The sequence below is a fragment of the Dactylosporangium sp. NPDC051541 genome (genome assembly GCF_044454505.1).
Taxonomy (GTDB): domain Bacteria; phylum Actinomycetota; class Actinomycetes; order Mycobacteriales; family Micromonosporaceae; genus Dactylosporangium.
Window position 1 is genome coordinate 1 of sequence record NZ_JBITDU010000034.1, and the last position, 18,622, is coordinate 18,622.

At 68.7% G+C, this 18,622-nt stretch carries 19 protein-coding genes and 1 pseudogene; 7 read left to right on the plus strand and 13 right to left on the minus strand.

Annotated features, from left to right (window positions below; all coding sequences use genetic code 11):
• Positions 1-430 precede the first annotated feature (430 nt).
• Positions 431-1,243, minus strand: coding sequence for a DUF6308 family protein (locus tag ACIA8L_RS55095; protein ID WP_395918112.1), 813 nt, complete (start codon positions 1,241-1,243; stop codon positions 431-433).
• Between the two features lie 815 nt (positions 1,244-2,058).
• Between ACIA8L_RS55095 and ACIA8L_RS55100 the strand changes: the two genes are divergently transcribed.
• Entirely contained in the window at positions 2,059-2,937 is an 879-nt protein-coding gene (locus ACIA8L_RS55100; RefSeq protein ID WP_395918114.1) for an NAD(P)H-binding protein, read from the plus strand.
• Between the two features lie 213 nt (positions 2,938-3,150).
• Here ACIA8L_RS55100 and ACIA8L_RS55105 read toward each other — a convergent pair whose 3' ends face one another.
• A complete protein-coding gene (locus ACIA8L_RS55105; RefSeq protein ID WP_395918116.1) occupies positions 3,151-3,618 on the minus strand; it encodes a hypothetical protein in 468 nt (155 codons plus the stop codon).
• A gap of 128 nt (positions 3,619-3,746) precedes the next feature.
• On the opposite strand from ACIA8L_RS55105, the gene ACIA8L_RS55110 reads away from it, so the two are divergent.
• Together ACIA8L_RS55110 and ACIA8L_RS55115 are read left to right on the plus strand one after the other, a co-directional pair.
• On the plus strand, positions 3,747-4,130 hold the full coding sequence (locus ACIA8L_RS55110) for a hypothetical protein (RefSeq protein WP_395918118.1): 384 nt from the start codon (positions 3,747-3,749) through the stop codon (positions 4,128-4,130).
• A 434-nt stretch (positions 4,131-4,564) separates the two neighbouring features.
• Complete coding sequence (locus tag ACIA8L_RS55115) at positions 4,565-5,197, plus strand: hypothetical protein (RefSeq protein WP_395918120.1); 633 nt, start codon at positions 4,565-4,567, stop codon at positions 5,195-5,197.
• 374 nt (positions 5,198-5,571) lie between these two features.
• Here the strand turns inward: ACIA8L_RS55115 and ACIA8L_RS55120 are convergent, their stop codons facing one another.
• A complete protein-coding gene (locus tag ACIA8L_RS55120; RefSeq protein WP_395918122.1) occupies positions 5,572-6,108 on the minus strand; it encodes a hypothetical protein in 537 nt (178 codons plus the stop codon).
• Positions 6,109-6,588: 480 nt separating this feature from the next.
• Between ACIA8L_RS55120 and ACIA8L_RS55125 the strand changes: the two genes are divergently transcribed.
• Positions 6,589-7,383, plus strand: coding sequence for a hypothetical protein (locus ACIA8L_RS55125; RefSeq protein WP_395918124.1), 795 nt, complete (start codon positions 6,589-6,591; stop codon positions 7,381-7,383).
• A 247-nt stretch (positions 7,384-7,630) separates the two neighbouring features.
• Here ACIA8L_RS55125 and ACIA8L_RS55130 read toward each other — a convergent pair whose 3' ends face one another.
• The 5 genes and pseudogenes from ACIA8L_RS55130 to ACIA8L_RS55150 form a co-directional block, all read right to left on the minus strand.
• The gene (locus ACIA8L_RS55130; RefSeq protein ID WP_395918125.1) at positions 7,631-8,080 is read right to left on the minus strand and encodes a hypothetical protein; all 450 of its coding nucleotides are present in this window, start codon (positions 8,078-8,080) and stop codon (positions 7,631-7,633) included.
• A gap of 136 nt (positions 8,081-8,216) precedes the next feature.
• A complete protein-coding gene (locus tag ACIA8L_RS55135; protein ID WP_395918127.1) occupies positions 8,217-8,687 on the minus strand; it encodes a tyrosine-type recombinase/integrase in 471 nt (156 codons plus the stop codon).
• Between the two features lie 13 nt (positions 8,688-8,700).
• Positions 8,701-9,246 carry a cold-shock protein gene (locus tag ACIA8L_RS55140; RefSeq protein ID WP_395918182.1) on the minus strand — a complete coding sequence of 182 codons (546 nt, stop codon included), beginning with the start codon at positions 9,244-9,246 and terminating at the stop codon, positions 8,701-8,703.
• A pseudogene (locus ACIA8L_RS55145) lies at positions 9,235-9,426 on the minus strand (cold-shock protein); the annotation flags it as partial. The gene ACIA8L_RS55140 and the pseudogene ACIA8L_RS55145, both read right to left, overlap by 12 nt.
• 575 nt (positions 9,427-10,001) lie before the next feature.
• Positions 10,002-10,835, minus strand: a complete 834-nt coding sequence (locus ACIA8L_RS55150) for an aldo/keto reductase (protein ID WP_395918129.1) — start codon at positions 10,833-10,835, stop codon at positions 10,002-10,004.
• Between the two features lie 105 nt (positions 10,836-10,940).
• Between ACIA8L_RS55150 and ACIA8L_RS55155 the strand changes: the two genes are divergently transcribed.
• Positions 10,941-11,873 carry a LysR family transcriptional regulator gene (locus tag ACIA8L_RS55155; protein ID WP_395918131.1) on the plus strand — a complete coding sequence of 311 codons (933 nt, stop codon included), beginning with the start codon at positions 10,941-10,943 and terminating at the stop codon, positions 11,871-11,873.
• Between the two features lie 39 nt (positions 11,874-11,912).
• On the opposite strand, the gene ACIA8L_RS55160 is transcribed toward ACIA8L_RS55155, so the two are convergent.
• The 5 genes from ACIA8L_RS55160 to ACIA8L_RS55180 form a co-directional block, all read right to left on the minus strand.
• Positions 11,913-12,173 carry a hypothetical protein gene (locus ACIA8L_RS55160; RefSeq protein ID WP_395918133.1) on the minus strand — a complete coding sequence of 87 codons (261 nt, stop codon included), beginning with the start codon at positions 12,171-12,173 and terminating at the stop codon, positions 11,913-11,915.
• Between the two features lie 143 nt (positions 12,174-12,316).
• Positions 12,317-12,856 (minus strand): DUF3592 domain-containing protein, encoded by a 540-nt coding sequence (locus tag ACIA8L_RS55165; RefSeq protein ID WP_395918134.1) that lies wholly within the window; start codon positions 12,854-12,856, stop codon positions 12,317-12,319.
• 53 nt (positions 12,857-12,909) lie between these two features.
• On the minus strand, positions 12,910-15,033 hold the full coding sequence (locus tag ACIA8L_RS55170; RefSeq protein WP_395918136.1) for an alpha/beta fold hydrolase: 2,124 nt from the start codon (positions 15,031-15,033) through the stop codon (positions 12,910-12,912).
• Positions 15,000-15,725 (minus strand): methyltransferase family protein, encoded by a 726-nt coding sequence (locus tag ACIA8L_RS55175; RefSeq protein ID WP_395918137.1) that lies wholly within the window; start codon positions 15,723-15,725, stop codon positions 15,000-15,002. The genes ACIA8L_RS55170 and ACIA8L_RS55175 overlap by 34 nt, the downstream gene beginning before the upstream one ends.
• Before the next feature lie 204 nt (positions 15,726-15,929).
• A complete protein-coding gene (locus tag ACIA8L_RS55180) occupies positions 15,930-16,868 on the minus strand; it encodes an AraC family transcriptional regulator (protein ID WP_395918139.1) in 939 nt (312 codons plus the stop codon).
• 73 nt (positions 16,869-16,941) lie between these two features.
• Here ACIA8L_RS55180 and ACIA8L_RS55185 point away from each other — a divergent pair, with 73 nt between their 5' ends.
• Together ACIA8L_RS55185 and ACIA8L_RS55190 are read left to right on the plus strand one after the other, a co-directional pair.
• On the plus strand, positions 16,942-17,946 hold the full coding sequence (locus tag ACIA8L_RS55185; protein ID WP_395918141.1) for an SDR family NAD(P)-dependent oxidoreductase: 1,005 nt from the start codon (positions 16,942-16,944) through the stop codon (positions 17,944-17,946).
• A gap of 7 nt (positions 17,947-17,953) precedes the next feature.
• Complete coding sequence (locus tag ACIA8L_RS55190) at positions 17,954-18,619, plus strand: hypothetical protein (protein WP_395918143.1); 666 nt, start codon at positions 17,954-17,956, stop codon at positions 18,617-18,619.
• Positions 18,620-18,622 lie beyond the last annotated feature (3 nt).

Here is an 18,622-nt window from a genome sequence, read left to right on the forward strand (position 1 = left end):
CGCCGACACCGCCGCCCACAACGGACTGCACCGCATCGGCAGCAGCTACCAACTCTGCTTCAACTTCCTCGACCACACCGGCCTACGTCTCTGAAACTCACTCAAATACCGAAAGATCTTTAGCAGGCTGGGCGCGGCGGCAGCGGCCAAGTCGCCGAGTTCGCGTGCTTTGCAAGCTGATGCAGCCGGGCTTCCCTTGCCGCTCGGTCGCGGCGCGGAAACCGTTGCCGTGGGACCTGATGCGAGCGTCGATGCGCCGGCCGACGGCGCTGTACTGCCCGCGGAGCAGCCGGAAGCCAGCAAAACGAGTGCCATCAGCGGCCCGAACAGGTGTCGCATGTCAGCCCGACCTTCCAACCAGAAGCACGCTTGGACGCCACCGGCGAACTCGGCATAGCGCACGGCATCCGTCTGTGGTCGTGATTCCGTACTAGCCAGCGACGCTCGTGCCGGTTGGCGCGACCGGCTCGGGGGCCAACTGCTCGATGTCGATGTGCTTCCCAATAGGGCGATCGATCCAGCAGGGTCCTTGCCTGCTCCGACGCGCCATCCTGTCGTCCTGCGCCGTCCACAACACCATGTCCAAGAGCCGGAGGTCGGAGACATCCTTCACCTCGGGCACCGTCGGAGAAACCGCGCGGCGGAGCTCAGTGAGTGCCGCGGAGTGCATAACGAGACCCCGTGCCAACGCGCGAACGACGGTCTCGATGCGCTCGCGTCGGGAGAGCCCGCGCTGCACCGTGCCAACAGAGAAGGCGTCCCGGTCGTACCCGAATGCCTCGGCAACGTGACCATCGAGCACCGGAACGCTGTTCGGGCGGTACAGCGCAGCCATCTTCGTCGCCTTCGGACCCCACACGCCGCGGAATCCAAAGCAGCAAACGTCGACCACGGCGCTGGTTTCGTCGCTCGCCATCCTTTGCAGGTCGCGGCCGGGCGGCACTTTCGCCAGGCGTCCAGCGAAGTCGCGGCGAAGGCTGCGATCGAACGCGGCAATGTTGTCGAGCGTCACCTGACCATTCAACGCGTTTGCGTACAGCAGAGACCAACTTGTGACGGAGTCGAGTATGCCGAAGCGCCGCGCGTGATGCGCGGCAAGATCGTAGCTGCTCCAGCCACTCCCCGGCGTCGTGCAATACGCGAGAAGCCGACGCGTCGCCGCAGCAACTGGGATCGGTCCAAGCACGTTCCCTGGAAAATCGCGGGTGACATCTAGGACATCGTCAGAGGGTGGGAAGTCCACGGCAGGAACATACCCGCCGGCGTAGAACGGCCGCTGCCGCCAAACGTCCCACATCAATTGCCGCATCGGTCGAGAGCCCAGCACATCCGCATGCAGCGCGCGAACTGCATCGCCAACTCCCACCTGGCATGACCGGAGGCCTCAGCCGCGGCGGGCTCGATCGCTGTCGGTGACGAGCGTCTGGTGGCGCCGCGCTTCCGCAGCGGCAGATGAGCGCGTTGCTCGTCGCCGTTGGCTGTACTTACGAGAGCCCGGATCGGCGCAGTACCGGGACATCACTCTCGTGCTTCAGTTCGCCTCAGGCCCAGAGTCGGGGCCGCTGTGCATTTCGCTTCCGCCGGCACGCCAGGCCCTTATCGGAGAACCGCGCGCATCAATGTCGCCCGCCTTCAGATGACCCGCACCGTCGCCCGTCTCCTCGGTCCAGTCGACCGTGATCGTCTCGCCGGCGGCAAGCCGGTAGAACCTCCGCGGTGGGCTCAAAGCCACAATGACGGCAACATCCGACCCGATCGTGAACCACCCTCCTGGCGAACCCATCGCGGTCGACCATGCGCGTTGTCATCGGCGCGAGTGTCCACCAGCGGCGCAGAGCCGCCGTCACAAAGGGTGACGATCCCCGGTCGGCTACGCGCAAGACGCGCCGCGTTTGCGGGAGCGAAATCGCGGGTCACGAGGTCCTCATCCACACGATGTCGCAGATGTGAATATTCACTGTAGGCGGTACCGGTGGGAGCGTTTACGCAGCTAATCGGCAATATCCGAACAGCGTGTTCGCGTTTGCGTGGCCGAGGCTCTCGGGATAGGCAGAGCTCATGCGGATTCTGGTGACCGGGGGAACCGGGAACGTCGGCCGGCTCGTCGTTGAACAGCTTCTCCACGCCGGGGTGGCGGTGCGGGTGGTGAGTCGCCGGCCGGGGAAGGCCGTCCCCGACGGGGTGCAGATGTTCCGGGGTGACCTGGCCCAGCCCCATACCCTGCAGTCGGCGATGACCGGCGTGGACCGGATGTATCTGTTCCCGTTCGCCGCAACGGCTGCCGACGTTGTGCGTCGTGCGGCCGCGGCCCGGATCCGCCGGATCGTCACACTGTCGTCGGGAGCGGTCACTACCGGCCACGATGAGGGCTTCCATCTGCCCGTCGAGCAAGCGGTGGAGGCGTCTGACCTGGAATGGACCCATGTCCGTCCCGGCGAGTTCATGCTCAACAAGCTCTGGCTGTGGGGCCCCTCCATCCGCGCCGAACAGGTCGTTCGCGACCCGTTTCCGGATTACGCGGGATATCCCGTCCACGAACGGGATATCGCGGACGTCGCCGTACGCGCCCTGCTCGAAGACGAGCACCGCAACGCCGTTTACACGCTCAACGGCCCGGAGCTGATCAGCCGCCGCGACCAGGTGCGGGCGATCGCCGATGCCATCGGACAGCAGATCCGCCTCGAAGTCGTGACCCCCGCGCAAGCCCGCGACCTATATCTGGCCCAGGGCGGCTTCGCGGCGGCGTCCGCCGACTTCCTCACCGGATTCAAGACATACTCCGGCGACACGACAACGCCCACACAGGCCGGCCCGTCCGAGGCTCCAGCACCTCGGTCGGTGCCCACCGCCCAAGACGTCACCAGCGCTCCCGCCCGGCCATTCACGGTATGGGCGCGAGACCACGCCACAGATTTCCAGGCAACACCCGGCATTTGAGCGACAGCCACCACGGGCCGAAGGCACAGACGCCGCACATGCCGCCCGCATCGCTCATCGGCATGGTTGCGAGCCTTGATCACGTTTCCGGACATCGGCAGTTCAGTGAGCGCCGGGTCGTTCATTGGGCCTGCGCACCACGTACGGAGGGCACCAGCCCGGCCAGCAATGCGCTCGCTCGACGGCGGACGAGGATGCCGCGGGCGTGTGCCGTCAAGGCCCACGGCTGTCTACGGCGTAGAGCACCGGGTTAATCGCGGCAAGGGTGCCCGACAGATGAGCGGCTCCTTGACGAATGCCTGGATCAGGCTCTTCGAGCAGCGCGTTGCATATCCGCACCGCGGCGTCACGTTCGCTGGCGTAGATCATGTACACGTTCTGGACGGCGGTAGAGATCCAGTCTGCATGGTTGTCGTCGGCGTCCGTCAGCGCTCGCGCGACGAGCGCCAGACCGGCTGGGTCCTTTCGGCGGAGCAACGCATCCGCGGTCACGAGAGTGACGAACGTATCGTCGGCGTCAAGCAGGAGCCGTCGCAGCTGCGGTACCGCCTCCGGCAACTCCGCAAAGCTCGCCAGGGCCCGGCCGGCATCCGCCCGGTCCTGGTAGGCGCTGCTGCCTGCCAGACCCACCAGTGCCGCAACCACGGCACGTCGAGCTCCCACGTCCATGCCCGTCATCATCGAGGACGTCCATACGGGTCCCACCCCGACTCCGATCCCCTAGCCGCACCGGACCGACTGTCGATGTCCGATAGCGCACACAGCGGCATGTGCGTGAACCTCAGAGGGGTCTCCGATACGGTTGGCCCATGCGGCGGGTCACCGATGAGACGATTCTGGCTGTCGGCAGGCTGACGTTGGCCGCGGCGGAGCTTGAGTATGTCTTGGCGTGGATCGGAGCTGATCAGGCGGGCGGCGACCAGGCGGCGGTCTTTGCCGTTCCCGGGGAGTCGTTGCGAGCGGCGCGAGGGTCCGTCCAGTTCGCGTCACCACGCAACCGGGACGAGTTCATCGGGCTGGTCGAGGCCGCAGCAGGGTACTTGGCGCAGAGTCAGGCCGCCGTGCGGGCGATGTGGTTCGACAACAGCACTGTCAACGCGGCGACTTTCGACGAGATCGCCGGGCTCTTGCTGCGCTGCCGGGATCGGCTCCAGGTGCTCCTCGACGAAGCCGAGCACGCACCTACCGCGTAGCTCACCGGACTCGACAGTACCGGGAGCCGCCGCGTTTGCCAGCGCCCTGTCGCTCGTACATGGGGCGGCGGTCTGACCACCCGCCATGTCCGGGGCAGCCCGCCTGTACGCGCGGTGTGGCCGGTCGGCGGTGTCCGCCGGGGTCTCGCGGTTCGTCTCGTCCGGGGCCCGCCGGATGGGTGGTCGCCATGCGACCGCTCACCGGTCTCGGGATCGCGATGTGTCATCCCGGCCGCCGCCCGGAACGGTCTCTCGCAGTGGCTGTGTCTGCGAGACCTACTCTGCGCTCACCCGGGCCGGGGTATCACCGATATCAGCATACGGCATGTCCGGCTGTCGATCACTCGGCTGAACGACCCTGTTGACCTGCGGTTATGCGGGCATACGCTCACGGCTCCCGATTCGAGCCGGAGGTAGCGTTGGTCGATCCCGCCATGGTGACGTGGGCCCGTGTAGTCCTGCTGCAGGACCAGCCGAGGCCGTACGAACGAGTCCAGGCGCATCGGATCCTCAATGTCGAACGCCCGCATGTGTACCGCCCACGCCTCGCCCGATCCCTCGCCGCCTTCGTCGACGGCTTCACCCCGGCCGCGCCCCCGGTGGCCATCGCCGCGATCCTGGGCGAGGCCACCGCGGCGCTGCGGGCCTGGGCCGCGGACCTCGCGGCCGCCGCCGCCACGGCCACCGAGCCCGTCCCCCGCGGCGAGGGGCCGGACTGGCACCTGCTCGCCGCGTCGCTTGCGCTCGCCGCGGCCGGCCGGGGCGACGCCGCCCTGACCGTCGCCGAGCGCCTCACCGCCGCCGAGCGCCGCCGCCCGGCCGCGGACCGTTGGGCCGAGGCCCGGCTCGCCGTCGCCCTGGACCACCAGGCGGCCCTGCTCGACCGCCGGCAGCGCTCGGCCGCCGCCGCGGACCTGCGCGCCGAGGCCGCCAAGGCCCGATCCCGCGCCGGCAATCCGCCCAGCAACGCCATCGCCGGCGCCCTGCTTGCCGAGCCGCTCCCGCCTCCGCTCCGCCGCGACCACCACGCACCACGTCGCACCACCGTGCCACCGGCGCTGCGCTGAACCTGTCCCGCGGGGCCGGTCCGGCCCCCGCGGGACACCCATGACCAGATCGCGGCCCAAACCAGTTCGACGGCGGCGTTCAAGGCATCCTCGTCTCGCGACGGCGGGATCTCATCACGACCGACCGCCGCGAATGCCGGTTCCGACCTGGCGGGCTTCTGCGGGAACCAAGACATCGGCAGCGGCTCGGACGTCGGCAAGATCAGGTGCATACACATCGGCTACACGAGCGAGCACCGACGACGCGGGGCAGCCCGGCGGACGTGCGGCTACGAGGCGCGACGATCGTCAGGCCCGCCGCCGCGCGGCAGTCGCGGCATGACCGCGCATCCGATCAAGCCACCGGACCGGACTGCTCTGCGCGGTTGCAGACGCTAAATCTCTGGATTCAATGGGATATTTTCAAGCGCGACCAGAGTCGCAAAGACTGCCGCCAGAACCCAGAAGGGCCACAGATCCGCGGGTGATTGATCGGATGCCGGAACAAGACAGATTAGTGCTATCGCTACCGCCATGAAGCCGGGAAAGTTCCCAACCAATCTTCCAATCCAAATCCTAACCCTAGCGGAACGCCTGTTCTCTGCCAGGAAATCCGACCATCGTGCCGCGTGTGACCCTTGGAATACTACTGGCGCCAAGACCTCGTCCAGCCCTTGATCGCAGAACGGTCGGAACTGCGCTCGGATCATCTCGTGTTGAATTTGCCATATCAGTGCTAGACGATTGAAGGTAACCTGATAGCGGTAACAAAGGAACATCGACAGCACCCCGCCCGACGGAGTGACATACTCGGAGGAGTCGAGCTTTAGGCCAAATAATGAAACGTCGGTCGCGTTATTTATCGCATGCGCAAACAGCAAAGCTGCGACCGCGCTTATCGCCAGTGTCAGCTTGCGGATGACGGACTCCAAGCCGTCCATCCGTCGCCACAACATATCAAAGTAGGACTTCGCAGTGTCCGCTGCGGGTGGGCTCGATTTCGTAGCGGCCAACACCTTAGTTCGAATCAATGTCTTTCGCGTACTAATTTTCAGCCTTGGTACCGCCTTCACAAGGACCTCCAAGCCCCCGGATCGTCCATGCCCCTTCGACAACCCGTCTCCCATACCTGACGGACAGCGCCTGGCCCTTGAAACCGCGGCGAGATCACGCGCGCGGTCATCGGCATGATCGAAGCCCGACCTCGCTGGAGGCTGCTCACGGTCCGTCACGATCTTTGGGTGCCTGCCGAGCACCCGCAGCGGCATGAGCGGAAACGTGATCACGGCGCAGAGACGCTGCAGCGGCATGAGCGGAAACTGGATCAAGCAGATAACAAGCCCTAGAGGCAGGTGCTCGCAGTCGGTGTTGGCGCCCGGGTGCACACCGTAGGTAAGCAACAGGCGGCTGGCATGATTGTGATCAATTTGCTGGATGGGTGCACCATCAAGCAGGAGCGGTCGAGAATACCCGTGATGGCTGCCGCGAAGATATTGCGTCGCGCTGCAAACGGCAGTCGCGATCTCCATGGCGAAGAAAATCTGCTGCACCCCAGACAGAGGCAAAGGACGGTCAAGTCCTCGGTCGATCCGCGCAATCTGGGAGAAATCATGATAGAACTCGCAGTAGCAGTCAAGTTCTATGGCTATTGGCGAATGACACACGGAACCATATCGGACTTGATGAAATTGGCGGAGAATATCCAGGATGTGCCAAAATTGGTCGCTAAGGCCCAGTACGAGACCGCCTTGACCATCCTCCGGAGCGAACCCCTCTCGGATGCCGACCTTCGGGACGCGGCCAACAATTTCGGAGTGGCAAGTGAGACCTTGGTGACGACGGCACCGCAGCCTCCGACCGATCAGTTCCGGCAGAGTGTGGTGACCTGGGACTTCACCGATTACCGAAAGCGAGTGGAGTATCTGGATTTCGCCGCCCGATGCGCCCTGCTTGCGGCGGGCTGCTATAAGCGTACGCTTTCGCCGCGTCTCGCGGAACAATATTCACGTCGCAGTTTGGAAATCTTCGATCTTTACGCCGAAGCCGAGCAGAAGGAAACCGACAGGGCTCATCAGCCAACCGGACTGATAACCGCACTTCTGTTCGGGGCCGCTAGGGTGCGTGCAATGAAACGCCTGGAGGAGCGACACCAGATAGAGCGGACAGCGCTTGTTGAAGCTGGGGCGAAGATTAGGGGCGCCGCGTAGTGCGGAGTTCACAAAGGTGCCGACCGACGCCTCGGCGAAAAGAGACATGTTCGCCTCACACTTCCAGTGAATGTGAACCTCGAGATCAAGTGAGCGCTCTTTGGCGGCATAGGAAGCCGCGGCCACGGCGAGATCCGTCATCTACGGTGGCGGCCTCGGGTAGGCCGTCACGCACCAACAGCGGCATGAACGCATCACCTCGAGTCATCACCGGGGTCCGCATCCAGCCGGTCTCGGTGCATTCGCATCAGAGGCTGGCGCGCACCGTGTAGCTCGTCGTGGCGGCGAGCAGCGATAGCAGCGTGACGCTAGTCAAGAGCCAGCCGACGTTTACCAGCCGGTGTTTGCGCAGAACCACTTGCGACAGTCCCACGACATGGAACGTGAGGATCTTGTACTCGTCGGCTTCCGTGATCTGCTCAAAACTGGCTACCGCCCGGCGAAACGGCAGACTTCCCAGATGACCGAAGTACCACAACGCTTCAACCGGATACAGTTCCTGGCTCGTTGAATCTTCGTAGTCGACGTGGAGGCGCTTGAAGTCAGCCTTGATGTTATGGCGATGACGAGACAGTAAGCACGCGGCGGCGGCGGTCACCGCGCCAGCCAAAGCCGACACTGCGGCAGCAAGGAATGCCCAGGTTTCTGGGCCGAGGTCTTCAGTCCGTACGCCGACACCAGCCGACAGTAAGATCAACTAGCTCTTCGAGGCCTCCGCTGGCACCCGCACGGCCCGGCCATGGAACGCCTGACTCCTCGACATCGGACGATCAGCGGACCGGCACCAACCTCTGCTGCGGCCATCCGCTCATCGGCATGGTCGCGCGCCACGGTCAGGTTCCGGAGGCCATGAAGGGCGCGAGGATGTAGTTGGGATGCCGGTCGAGGTTGTTGCGGGCACGGTCGTAGCGCATCGTGGTGCGTGGGTCGGCGTGGCGGGCGGCGATCTGCACGTCGCGGAGGCTGACCCCGGCGTCGAGCATGGTCGTGACGAACGTGTGGCGCAGCATGTGGGGATGCATTTGAGGCATTTGCGCGCCGGCGGCGACGGCCAGGTGTCGGAGCCGGCGGGAGGCTGCGTGGCGGTCCATGCGCCCGCCGAGGGCGTTGCGCATGATCGGTCCGTCGGCGTGGTCGCCGGCGGCGCGTTCGATCGCCCGGGCTACTGCTGGAGGTAACGGGATGAGGACGACCTTGCCGCCTTTGCCGCGCACGCGCAGGACGCGGTGGCCGTGTTCTTCGCCGAGGCCGGTGATGTTGGAGCCGCAGGCTTCGAAGATCCGCAGTCCGCGACAGATGAGCATGTGTTCAGAGGTGTCAGAGGCGCTCCACGCGGTCGGCCTGCGGGCCCCGGTCGCTCTGACGCACCGTGTACCGGACCTGGTCGCCCTGCTGCAGCGGTTCCGACCCGGCGACCACGGATACGTGGACGAACAGGTCGTCGCCTCCGGCGTCCGGGGTGATGAACCCGAACCCGCGGTCGCCGTCGTAACGTGCGACAACGCCGTGGCCCGCGCGTGCGGGCACGCCCCGTGACGGCGGCTTACTCGTGGCGGGTGGCGGCCCGGCCGGTGCCGGGCGTCGCGGTGGCGGCGCGGGCTCGGCCCCTCGGACCAGCTGCACGTCGCGGGCCTGCGGGCCCTTGTCGCCGCTGACCACCTCGTACGCCACGCGGTCGCCCTCTGTCAGCCAGGTGAGGCCCTCGGCCAGGGACCGGGCGTGGACGAAGACGTCCCCGGCGCCGGAGTCGGGGGCGATGAAGCCGAAGCCCTTGTCCTCGTCGTACCAGGAGACGGTTCCGTCCGCCCCGTCGGCACCGCCTGCCGTGGCGGACAGGCCGGCCCCAGGACCGAGCGGGATCACGTGCGCGGCCTGCGGGCCGCGCTCGCCCTCGACGACGACGAAGGCCACCCGCTGCCCGTCGCTGACCACACCGCCGGTCACGATGGCCGAGCTGTGCACGAAGATGTCGACGCCGCCGCCGTCCGGCGAGGCGAACCCGTACCCCTTGGCCGGCTCGTACCAGTTGACCGTGCCCAGCAGGCCCACGGCGCCGCCGGCGGCCTGCTCGGCGGTGACGCGGACGCGCAGCGCCTGGGGACCGCGGTCGTTCTTGCCGACCTCGACGAAAACTCCAGGTCGTTAGAGCGGCATTGCTCCCAGTCTCGCTGACGTCGTCGTGCCCGGGACCACCGGGACCGGCCACGGTCGGTCGGTTGTCAGGAGGTCGTAGGCGGCCAGGACGCGGATGGCGGTCGCGAACGACTCCGACCGGCTCGTCGCGCCGGCCCGCCCACCGCGCGGCCGCTCGACGTGGCCGACGATGAGTTCGACTCCGTGGCTGAGCGCGTCGTTGCCTGGTGGGCCCGCTCAGCGCCGACGGTGACCGGTCCAGACACGCCGACACCGTGCCCGGCATGCGGCGCTGACCCGGACCAGTCCACCGACCCCCAGCACACGCTGCTCAGCGTCTGCTACTGCGGTCATCCCCGCTCCTACAACCACAAGCACCAAGGACGAGACGTGCCCCTGCCTCATCGGCGCAACGTGACCAGCCCTCGATAACCAACGGCGCATTGACAGCGGCATGAGAGTGAGTGCCTCGGGGGTTCCTGCGCTCAGGTGGCGAGCTGGGCGAACTCGTCGGCGCTGAGCGAGAGGCTTGCGGCGGCGATGTTCTCCTCCAGGTGCGCGCGGGAGGACGTGCCGGGGATCGGCAGCATGACGGGCGAGCGGTGGAGCAGCCAGGCCAGGGCGATCTGGGCACGGGTGGCCTCGTGTCGACGGGCGACCGTGCTGGCCGGGTCAGCGGCGTCGGCTCTGACGAGGGGCGCGACCGGAAGCCACGGGATGAACGCGATCCCGTGTCGTTCGCAGTATTCGAGTACATCCTCGCAGGCTCGGTCGGTGAGGTTGTAGCGGTTCTGGACGCTCGCGATCGGCGTGATCTTCCCGGCCTCGGTGAGCTGATCGATGGTGACTTCCGAGAGGCCGACGTGGCGGACTTTGCCCTCGTCCTGGAGCCGTCGCAGCGCGCCGATCTGATCCGCGAGCGGCACCGCCGGGTCGATACGGTGTAGCTGGTAGAGGTCGATGCGGTCCAACCGCAGCCGGCGCAGGCTCAGCTCAGCCTGCTGGCGCAGGTATTCGGGGCGACCGAGCGGGATCCACTCGCGGCCGAGGTTGATCTGCCCGCCCTTGGTGGCAATCACCACGTCCGGCCGGTACGGGTGCAGCGCCTCGGCGAGCAGTTCCTCGTTGTCGCCAAGGTCGTAGGCATCGGCGGTGTCGATGAAGTTGACGCCGAGTTCGACCGCGCGCCGGGCAATCGCGATCGCCGTGGACCGGTCCAGCCTGGCCGGGTCGCCGGTCAGCCGCATGGCACCGAATCCGAGCCGGTGCACCGGCAGGTCCCCGCCGATAGTCAGAGTGGTGGTGGTGTCTTCCAGCATTCGCACGGCTCTCCTCGAAGGTCGGGACTACGTCTTCCACCTTGTGTCGAGCTATTCATAAGGACAAGTGACCCTTTGTGGACCGCATTGCGTAGCATCTCTACGATGTTGAACCTGGAGCGGCTGCGCGTGCTGCACGCGGTGTACACGACCGGATCCGTCGTCGGCGCGGCGCGCAACCTGCACGTCACCACCTCGGCCGTCTCACAGCAGATGGCGCGGCTGGAGCGGGAGGTGGGCCAGCGTCTGGTCGAGCGGCAGGGCCGAGGCGTGCGGTTGACCGAGGCGGGCGCGCTGCTCGCCCGCAACGCCGGCGAACTGCTCAGCCACGTCGAGCGGATCGAGTCCGGCATTGCCGAACACCGCGGCGCGGTCGCCGGAACGCTGACGATCGCCGCCTTCGCCACCGCGGCGCGCGGGCTGCTTCCCGCCGTGCTTCGGGACCTACGGTCGCGGTATCCGGACCTGTCGGTGTCGCTCTCCGAGCGGGAGCCGCACGAGGCCATCCCAGCCCTGGCTCGCGGCCACCTCGAGGTTGCCATCGTGCAGGACTGGGTCGACGATGTGCTGGCCATCCCCGAAGGCCTGGCGCGGCGGAACCTCCTGGACGACCCCTTCGACGTGGCGCTGCCGGTCGATCACCCGCTCGCCGACCGGGACAGCATCGCCATCACCGAACTCGCCGGCGACGATTGGATCAGCTGGAGCACCGGCCAGATATGCCACGACTGGCTCGTCCGAACACTGCGCGTCGATGGCGTGGAGCCACGCGTCGTGCACACCGCGTCCGAACACTCGACCCAGCTCGCGCTGGTTGCGGCCGGCCTAGGCACCGCCGTGATCCCACGGCTCGGCCGCGAACCCGCACCGCCATCGGTCCGATTCGTACCGATCAACCCGCCACCAACCCGCCGCGTCCTCGCCCTCTGGCGACAAAGTGCAACCGCACGCCCCGCCCTCGACGCCACCCTCGACGCGCTCCAGCGGCACTGCACACAGGCGGCACCGGGCTCAGGAACAAATGAGTCGCAACTATGAGCGGAAGGCCGATCCCGGCGGGTTGGCCGGGCTGGGCCCCTACCGCCAGATCGGTTCGGGCTCCACAACGGCGTCGACCGTGTCCTTGGCGGGGCGGCGTTCGGGTGCCGGCCGACCGGCCCGCGGCGACGGCTTCGGCACCGGCCGGGCGAGGGCGTAGGCGTTCGCGATCGGAGCGCCGTGCTGATCGCACAGCTCGATCTCCCGCGGCGCGCCGTCCGGACCGGTGATGACCCACGTGTTTGCCGGCTCCGTGCCGCAGCGATCACACGCCCGAACCTGAACTGCCCGCCTCGCCATGATCGCCAGCGTAGTCGCCCACGCGCCATGCCGTTGCCCGGGTGCCGCGCGCGTGGTGGGGCCGATGCGTTCGTCACGAATCGTGGGATTTGCCGCCAATCGGAACGGTCCCGGCATCTGCCGCCGGCCTCCGCGGGCGCGGCTCAGTGCATGCGCCGGCGTACGGTGCGCCGGGGGCGGACGATCGCCGGGGGTGCCGGCCGCTTCCGCCGGGGCTGTGGGAAGGTCCGTGCGGGCCGGCGACGACCCGGGCGGGTCCACCACCAGATGCCGTAGACCGAGATTCCCAGAATCGCGGCCCCACCGACGATGTAGATCAGATATTCGCTGACCGCCTGGCCGCCGTCGACCGGCACGGCCTCGTAGGGGTCGCGCGGGTCGTACCTGATGTCGAGCCGGTCGCCGGGCCGCAGCGGCGGGTCCTTCGGTGGATTCAGGACCTTGGCCACGACGTCGTCGCCGTCGGTGGTCGAGAACCGGACCCGCACCCATTCGGTCGAGCCGCGGCCGCCGCCGCCGGAGTCCAGCACCACGGCGCTCGCCGGCATACCCCGGCCCATCACGTCGGCCCGCTGCACCCACTCCGCGATGTACAGCACCAGCCAGGCCGTGCCGATCAGCGCCCCGACCACCAGGACGGGTATGGCCCGTCCCGGGCCGGGCTGCGGGCGTGGTGAGGTCACGGGGCCATGCTCACCTTTCTCGAGATCAGCTGCAGTCGGATCAACTACTCGGCTCAGAACAGGTCGGCCAGGAGGGTGGCGGCGCGGGCGGCGCCGTCGGACGGGACCGGGTGGTACCGCACGTCGCGGCCGAGTTCTTCGGCGATCGCGGTGGCCAGGGTGTCGGGGGTCAGGTCGGCGTAGTCCATGCGGCGGCCGGCGCCGTGGCGGTGCAGGCGGTGCGCGACGTGGAAGTGTTGCTCGAAGTGGTGGCGCAACGGGACGTAGATGAACGGGCGTCGCAGCGCGGTCAGCTCCATGCACGTCGTCAGGCCGCCCTGCACGACCGCGAGGTCGCAGACGGCCAGGTGTTTCGGCAGCTGCTGAAGGTACCCCCGCAGCTCGAGGCTCTTCGAAGGGGAAACGACGTCGGACAGGTCGGCTCTCGGCCCGGCCACGACAATCATCCGCAGGCCGGGGACCTTGTCGGCGGCCGCCGGGAACGCGGCGACGACGCGGCGGAGCAGATCCGCGCCGACCGCTGAGCCGCCGGCCGTGACGATGCAGATCCGTTCGTCCTCGCGGTAGCCGAGTTCGGCCCGCAGCGCGGCGCGGTCGGCCAGGGCGGACGGGTCGAAGCCGGTCACGTAGCCGGCGAAGGCGTAGTTGGCCTCGGTCCAGTCGCGGATCATCGGCAGGTCGGGGCCGAAGCGCGCGTCGAGGATGTCGTCCGGGTCGCCGACGAACACGGACCGGTCGCGCAGGCGCGGGTAGCGGGCGATGTGCTCGATCATCTCGGCGTTGTAGTCGGCGGTCACGAGCGTCTCGCGCGGGTCGGCGTCGGGCATGGGCAGGAAGCCGACGAAGTCGGTGAGCCACGCGTAGGCGAACCGTTTCAGCGCCGGGTTCTCGTGCAGGAAGTGGTCGACGTCCCACGCCTCGTCGCCGACGACCAGGTCGTAGTGCTCGGCCTCGACCAGGTCGTGGAAGACCATGAAGTTGCTCACGAGGATCTCGTCCATGCTCCGCAGCGCCTGGAAGCAGTGCAGGTCGTGCTCGCCGGCCTCGGCCTCGACGTGCGCGGACTCATTTGCCAGCCAACGACTCGCCGGGTGTACTCGCTCGCCGGCGCCCTCCAGCATCGCGGTCACGGGGTGCTGCGTCAGCCAGTCGACCTGCACGTCGGGCCGGAGCGCGCGCAGCTCCCGGGCGATCGCCAGGTCCCGGCGGGCGTGGCCGAGCCCGATCGGCGAGGACAGGTAGAGGACCTTCTTCGGCCGCCGGTCCCACCGCGGCCAGGTCCGGCGGGGGCCCGGCTGGAACCGCCGGGCGAACGCGGCGATGAGCCGGTTGACGCGCACGGGGTCGCGGGCGAGAGGGATGTGCCCGCCGCCGTCGATCACCTCCAGCTCGCCGCCGGTCAGCTCGGCCAGCCGCTCACTGCGGCCCAGCGGCGCGACCAGGTCGTCGGTGCCGTGGATGGCCAGCAGCGGGCTCGTCAGCCGGGCACACCAGTCCTCGATCGCGGCCCGGTCCGGTCGCGGTGCCCGGCTCTCGACCCCGAGGACGGTGCCGTTGGTCTCCAGGGCCCAGCCGACGCCGTCCTCGATCTGCTTGGTCGAGTGCGGCTCGGGGAAGCACTGGCCGAGGAAGAACCACACGAAGTCGGTGTAGTCCGTCCGCCAGTAGTCGCGGTGGTACTTCACCCAGTGCTCCCACGGATCGGTCCCGAGCCGCGGCACCGCCGACGGTTCGAGCCGCGGGCGCACGGCGTCCATGTCCGTGGTGTTGGTCGAGTGCGCGGCGCCCGGTGGCAGCGCGATCGCCGGGCCGATGACGATCGTGCCGTGGACCCGGGCCGGGTGCTCGGCGGCGATCTCGAGGGCCCAGTTGGCGGCCCGGGACAGCGCGACGAGCACGGCCCGGTCGGTGCCGGTGGCGTCGAGGACGGCCAGGGCGTAGCCGACCTGGGCGGCCTGGCTGTAGGCGGCGACGTCGAGCGGCCGATCGGTGCGCCCGTTGCCGGGCCCGTCGTAGACGACGACCCGGAAGTGGCGGCTGAGGTACCGCACCTGCGCCTTCCACACCTTCTTGTGCACCAGCGTCCAGGTCGGCATCAGCAGGATCGTCGGGCCCTGTACGCCGTACACCTCGAAATGGATCTTTATGCCGAGATGCTCGACGAATCCTTCTTCCACGACCGCCCTCCCTTCGCGCCGGGAATGAACGCGGGCACGCGTCCGACGTAGTCGGCGTAGGGCGTGCCGAGTTCGCGTCGTAGGTCGCGCTCCTCGAATCTGGTCCCCACCAGGATGTACGCCGTGGACGCCGCCGCGAACAGCAGCCGGCCGACGCTCATGTGCGGCACGGCCCAGAACACCACCAGGAAGCCGACCATGATCGGGTGGCGGATGATTCGGTACAGCAAGGGCTCCCGAAATTCCGTGTCGCGCTGCGGACGCAGGCCGAACAGCTCACGGTGCCCGAGCCCGAACGTGCTGACGACGACGAAGAGCCAGCCCGCGCTGTACAGCGTCCAGAGCGGGACCCGGGCCCAGGCCGCGCCGACCGACCACACCACGTCCGGCAGCGGCCGCCACTGCCACAGCAGCAGCGTGACCGCGGCGGTGGAGGCGAGCACGTAGGTGCTGCGCTCGGCCGACGGCTTCGAGAAGCGCCGCTTGAACCAGGGCCGGGCCATCACGCTGTGCTGGATCGCGAAGACGCTCAGCAGCGCGCCGTTGATGAGCAGCGCCGACCCGGTCGACGTCACCGGGCCGTCGTCGATCCCCTTGGGCACACCGACGCCGGGGCCGGCGAGGAAGCCGATGGTGTACGCGAGGTTGGCCACGAACGCCGCGTAGACGACCGTCCTGTAGAGCGTGAGCATGCCGGACCTCCAGAGCCGGTGCGGTCGATCGCGTTACGGTCGACCGCGTGTCGGTCGATCGACCGACTGATGAGCGGTACCGTAGCATTCGGTCGACCGACCGAACAAGGCGCGTGCGCGAATCCGACACCGCCGCGGATCATCGTCGGCGGGGAGGCCCTGATCCTGCTGGGCGGCGACGAGTGAGGCATCCCGGCCCGCGACTCACTGCGCAGCGTGGGCGCCCTGATCATGTGGTTCGAGGAGGCGTCCGGAGCCGACCCGGCCCCGGTAGCGCAGGGGTGACTCGCCCGTCTCGCGCTTGAAGGCGGTGCTGAACGCGCTTTCCGAGGTGTACCCCAGGTCGGCCGCGAGGGCCTTGATCGGGATGTGCGGGCCGCGCAGAGCCCGCTGGGCGAGCAGCATCCGCCAGGCATTGAGGTAGGTCAGCGGCGGCACGCCCGCCACCAGCCGGAAACGCTCGGCGAACGTCGTGCGGGACATCGCCGCGGCCCGGGCCAGCTCCTCGAGCTTCCAGGACCGGCCCGGTTCGGCGTGCATGCGGCGGACCGCCGGGCGCAGGCGGTCATCGGTCAGGACCCGCAGCCAGCCCGGCGGCAGCGACGCCTGCCCCACATACGCGCGGAGCACCTCGAGCACCAGCAGCTGCGCGTACTGCCGCACGGCGAAGGCCGACCCCGGCCGGGCCGCGGACACCTCGTCCACGAGCTGGTCGGTGATCGTGCGCAGCCGGGTCGCCGTCGCCGCCCGGACGTGGCCGACCGGCGGTAGGGCCTGCAGCAGCAGCTCGTGCCCGGCCTGGTTGAGCAGCACGCGGCCACCCACCACCAGGTCGCGGCCGGGCTCGGCGGTGAGCGGCCCGGCGGTCAGCTCCGGCTCGATCTCCTGCGGCGGGCCGTCGCCGTCGCCGCCTTCGAGCGCGAACCAGGCGCGGCTGTTCATGATGGCGACGTCACCCGGTTCGAGCTGGATGGGAGCGTCGAGACCCTCGGCCGACAGCCGGGCCCGGCCCCGCACCATCACCGTGAGCTTCAACGGCGTCCGCCCGTGCGAGCGGGCCACCCAGCGTCCGCGCGGGGCGAACGCGCCGGTCACCTGCCCGCGCACCTCGACGACGTCGAACACCTCGGAAAGCTCATCCACTCCCGGACTATCGCGAAGAAAAAACGGACCGTCAAGCATTCATCGTACGGATGATCACTCCTACCGTTGCCATATGACCACGGAACAGCAGCGCCCCATCGGCACCCCGTTCACCGCCGCGTCCACGGCCGACGAGGTCCTGGCCGGCCTCGACCTGACCGGCCGGCACGCAGTCATCACCGGCGGCGCCGGAGGCCTCGGCCTCGAAACCACCCGGGCCCTGAGCAAGGCCGGCGCCACGATCACGGTCGCCGCCCGCGACCCGCAGCGGGCCGCCGCCATCCTCGCCGGCATCGACCGCGTCGACATCGACCGGCTGGACCTGCTGGAGCCGGCCTCGATCGACGCGTTCGCCGGCCGGTACCTCGACTCGGGCCGCCCGCTGCACATGCTCATCAACAGCGCCGGCAACGCGTACGGCCGGCGCACCCTGGACACCCGCGGCTACGAGGCCGGCTTCGCCGCGTTCCACCTCGGCCACTTCCAGCTGACCCGGGCCCTGCACCCCGCGCTGCGGGCCGCGCACGGCGCCCGGATCGTCAACGTGTCCTCCGGCGCCCACCGCACCAGCGACATCCGCTGGGACGACCCGCACTTCGAGCACGGCTACGACGGCAACCTCGCCTACGGCCAGACCAAGACCGCCGGCGTCCTGTTCGCCGTCGAACTCGACCGCCGCTGGTCCGCCGACGGCATCCGCGCCTTCTCGGTGCACCCGGGCATCTCCGTCGCCTCCACCCTCGCGCACCCGGACCAGGGCACGTTCACCATGGCGCAGTTGCAGGCGATGGGCCTCATCGACGAACACGGCGCCCCGATAATCGACCCGGAACACGAGAAGAAGACACCCCAGCAGGCCGCCGCGACGATCGTCTTCGGCGCCGCCAGCCCGCTGCTCGACGGCATCGGCGGGGTCTACCTGAAGAACAGCGACGTCGCCCCCCTCGACCCCACCCCGTGGGGACCGACCCCGGTCGGCGAGGAGCCGGTCGTGCTCACCGACGCCGCCCCGCACGCCCTCGACCCGAAGTCGGCCCAGCGGCTCTGGGAACTCAGCGAGGACCTGCTGCGCGTGTGAAGAGTTCGTGGAGCATCCCGGCGCGGCCTGGCTCGACGGCCGGCCCGGCCGGGATCATGTCCGCATGGCCGGGACTTCGCCGGGGCGGCGCGGTTCGCCGGTGCTGATGGTGCTGCTGGCCGCGGGCGGCTGGGGGCTGCTCGCGGTTGTCGACCTGCTCGGGGTCTGGATCGCGAACCTGTGGCTCCTGGCCTGGTTGATCCTCGGCGCCGCCTGGCTCGTCGCGATCACCGCCACCGCCGCCGCCGTCGCGATGCTGTGGCTGCGGCACGGCCCGCGATGGGCGATCCCCACCCTGGCGCTCAGCCTCGCCGCGCCGCTGATGTTCGCCGCGATCGACTGGACGTACACCTTCGCACACGGCTTCTACCGCCTCAACCAGGCCGACTTCGCCGCCGTCGCCGCCCTCGCCCGCACCGGCGGCCTCGACGACACCGGCTACTACGGCGAACCCCTGCCCCCCGACCTGCGCCACCTGTCCATCAACGGCCGAGCCGCCCACCTCGGCGCGACCGACGTGTTCCTGCCCGCCTGGGCCGGCATCCCCGACGGCGCCATCGGCTACGCGCACCTCACCAACCCCGACCCCGCCCACACCTACGACTGCTTCGCCGACCCGTGCCGCATCCACTGGTCGCTGGGCGACGGCTGGTACTGGCTCGACCGCACCTGAGCC

Coding starts and splice junctions, on each gene's coding strand:
- ACIA8L_RS55175 (WP_395918137.1), bottom strand. CDS start 15,725: ATGCTCACGCTCTACAGGACGGTCGTCTACGCGGCGTTCGTGGCCAAC.
- ACIA8L_RS55100 (WP_395918114.1), top strand. CDS start 2,059: ATGCGGATTCTGGTGACCGGGGGAACCGGGAACGTCGGCCGGCTCGTC.
- ACIA8L_RS55110 (WP_395918118.1), top strand. CDS start 3,747: ATGCGGCGGGTCACCGATGAGACGATTCTGGCTGTCGGCAGGCTGACG.
- ACIA8L_RS55155 (WP_395918131.1), top strand. CDS start 10,941: ATGTTGAACCTGGAGCGGCTGCGCGTGCTGCACGCGGTGTACACGACC.
- ACIA8L_RS55160 (WP_395918133.1), bottom strand. CDS start 12,173: ATGGCGAGGCGGGCAGTTCAGGTTCGGGCGTGTGATCGCTGCGGCACG.
- ACIA8L_RS55105 (WP_395918116.1), bottom strand. CDS start 3,618: ATGATGACGGGCATGGACGTGGGAGCTCGACGTGCCGTGGTTGCGGCA.
- ACIA8L_RS55185 (WP_395918141.1), top strand. CDS start 16,942: ATGACCACGGAACAGCAGCGCCCCATCGGCACCCCGTTCACCGCCGCG.
- ACIA8L_RS55135 (WP_395918127.1), bottom strand. CDS start 8,687: ATGCTCATCTGTCGCGGACTGCGGATCTTCGAAGCCTGCGGCTCCAAC.
- ACIA8L_RS55150 (WP_395918129.1), bottom strand. CDS start 10,835: ATGCTGGAAGACACCACCACCACTCTGACTATCGGCGGGGACCTGCCG.
- ACIA8L_RS55115 (WP_395918120.1), top strand. CDS start 4,565: ATGGTGACGTGGGCCCGTGTAGTCCTGCTGCAGGACCAGCCGAGGCCG.
- ACIA8L_RS55125 (WP_395918124.1), top strand. CDS start 6,589: ATGATTGTGATCAATTTGCTGGATGGGTGCACCATCAAGCAGGAGCGG.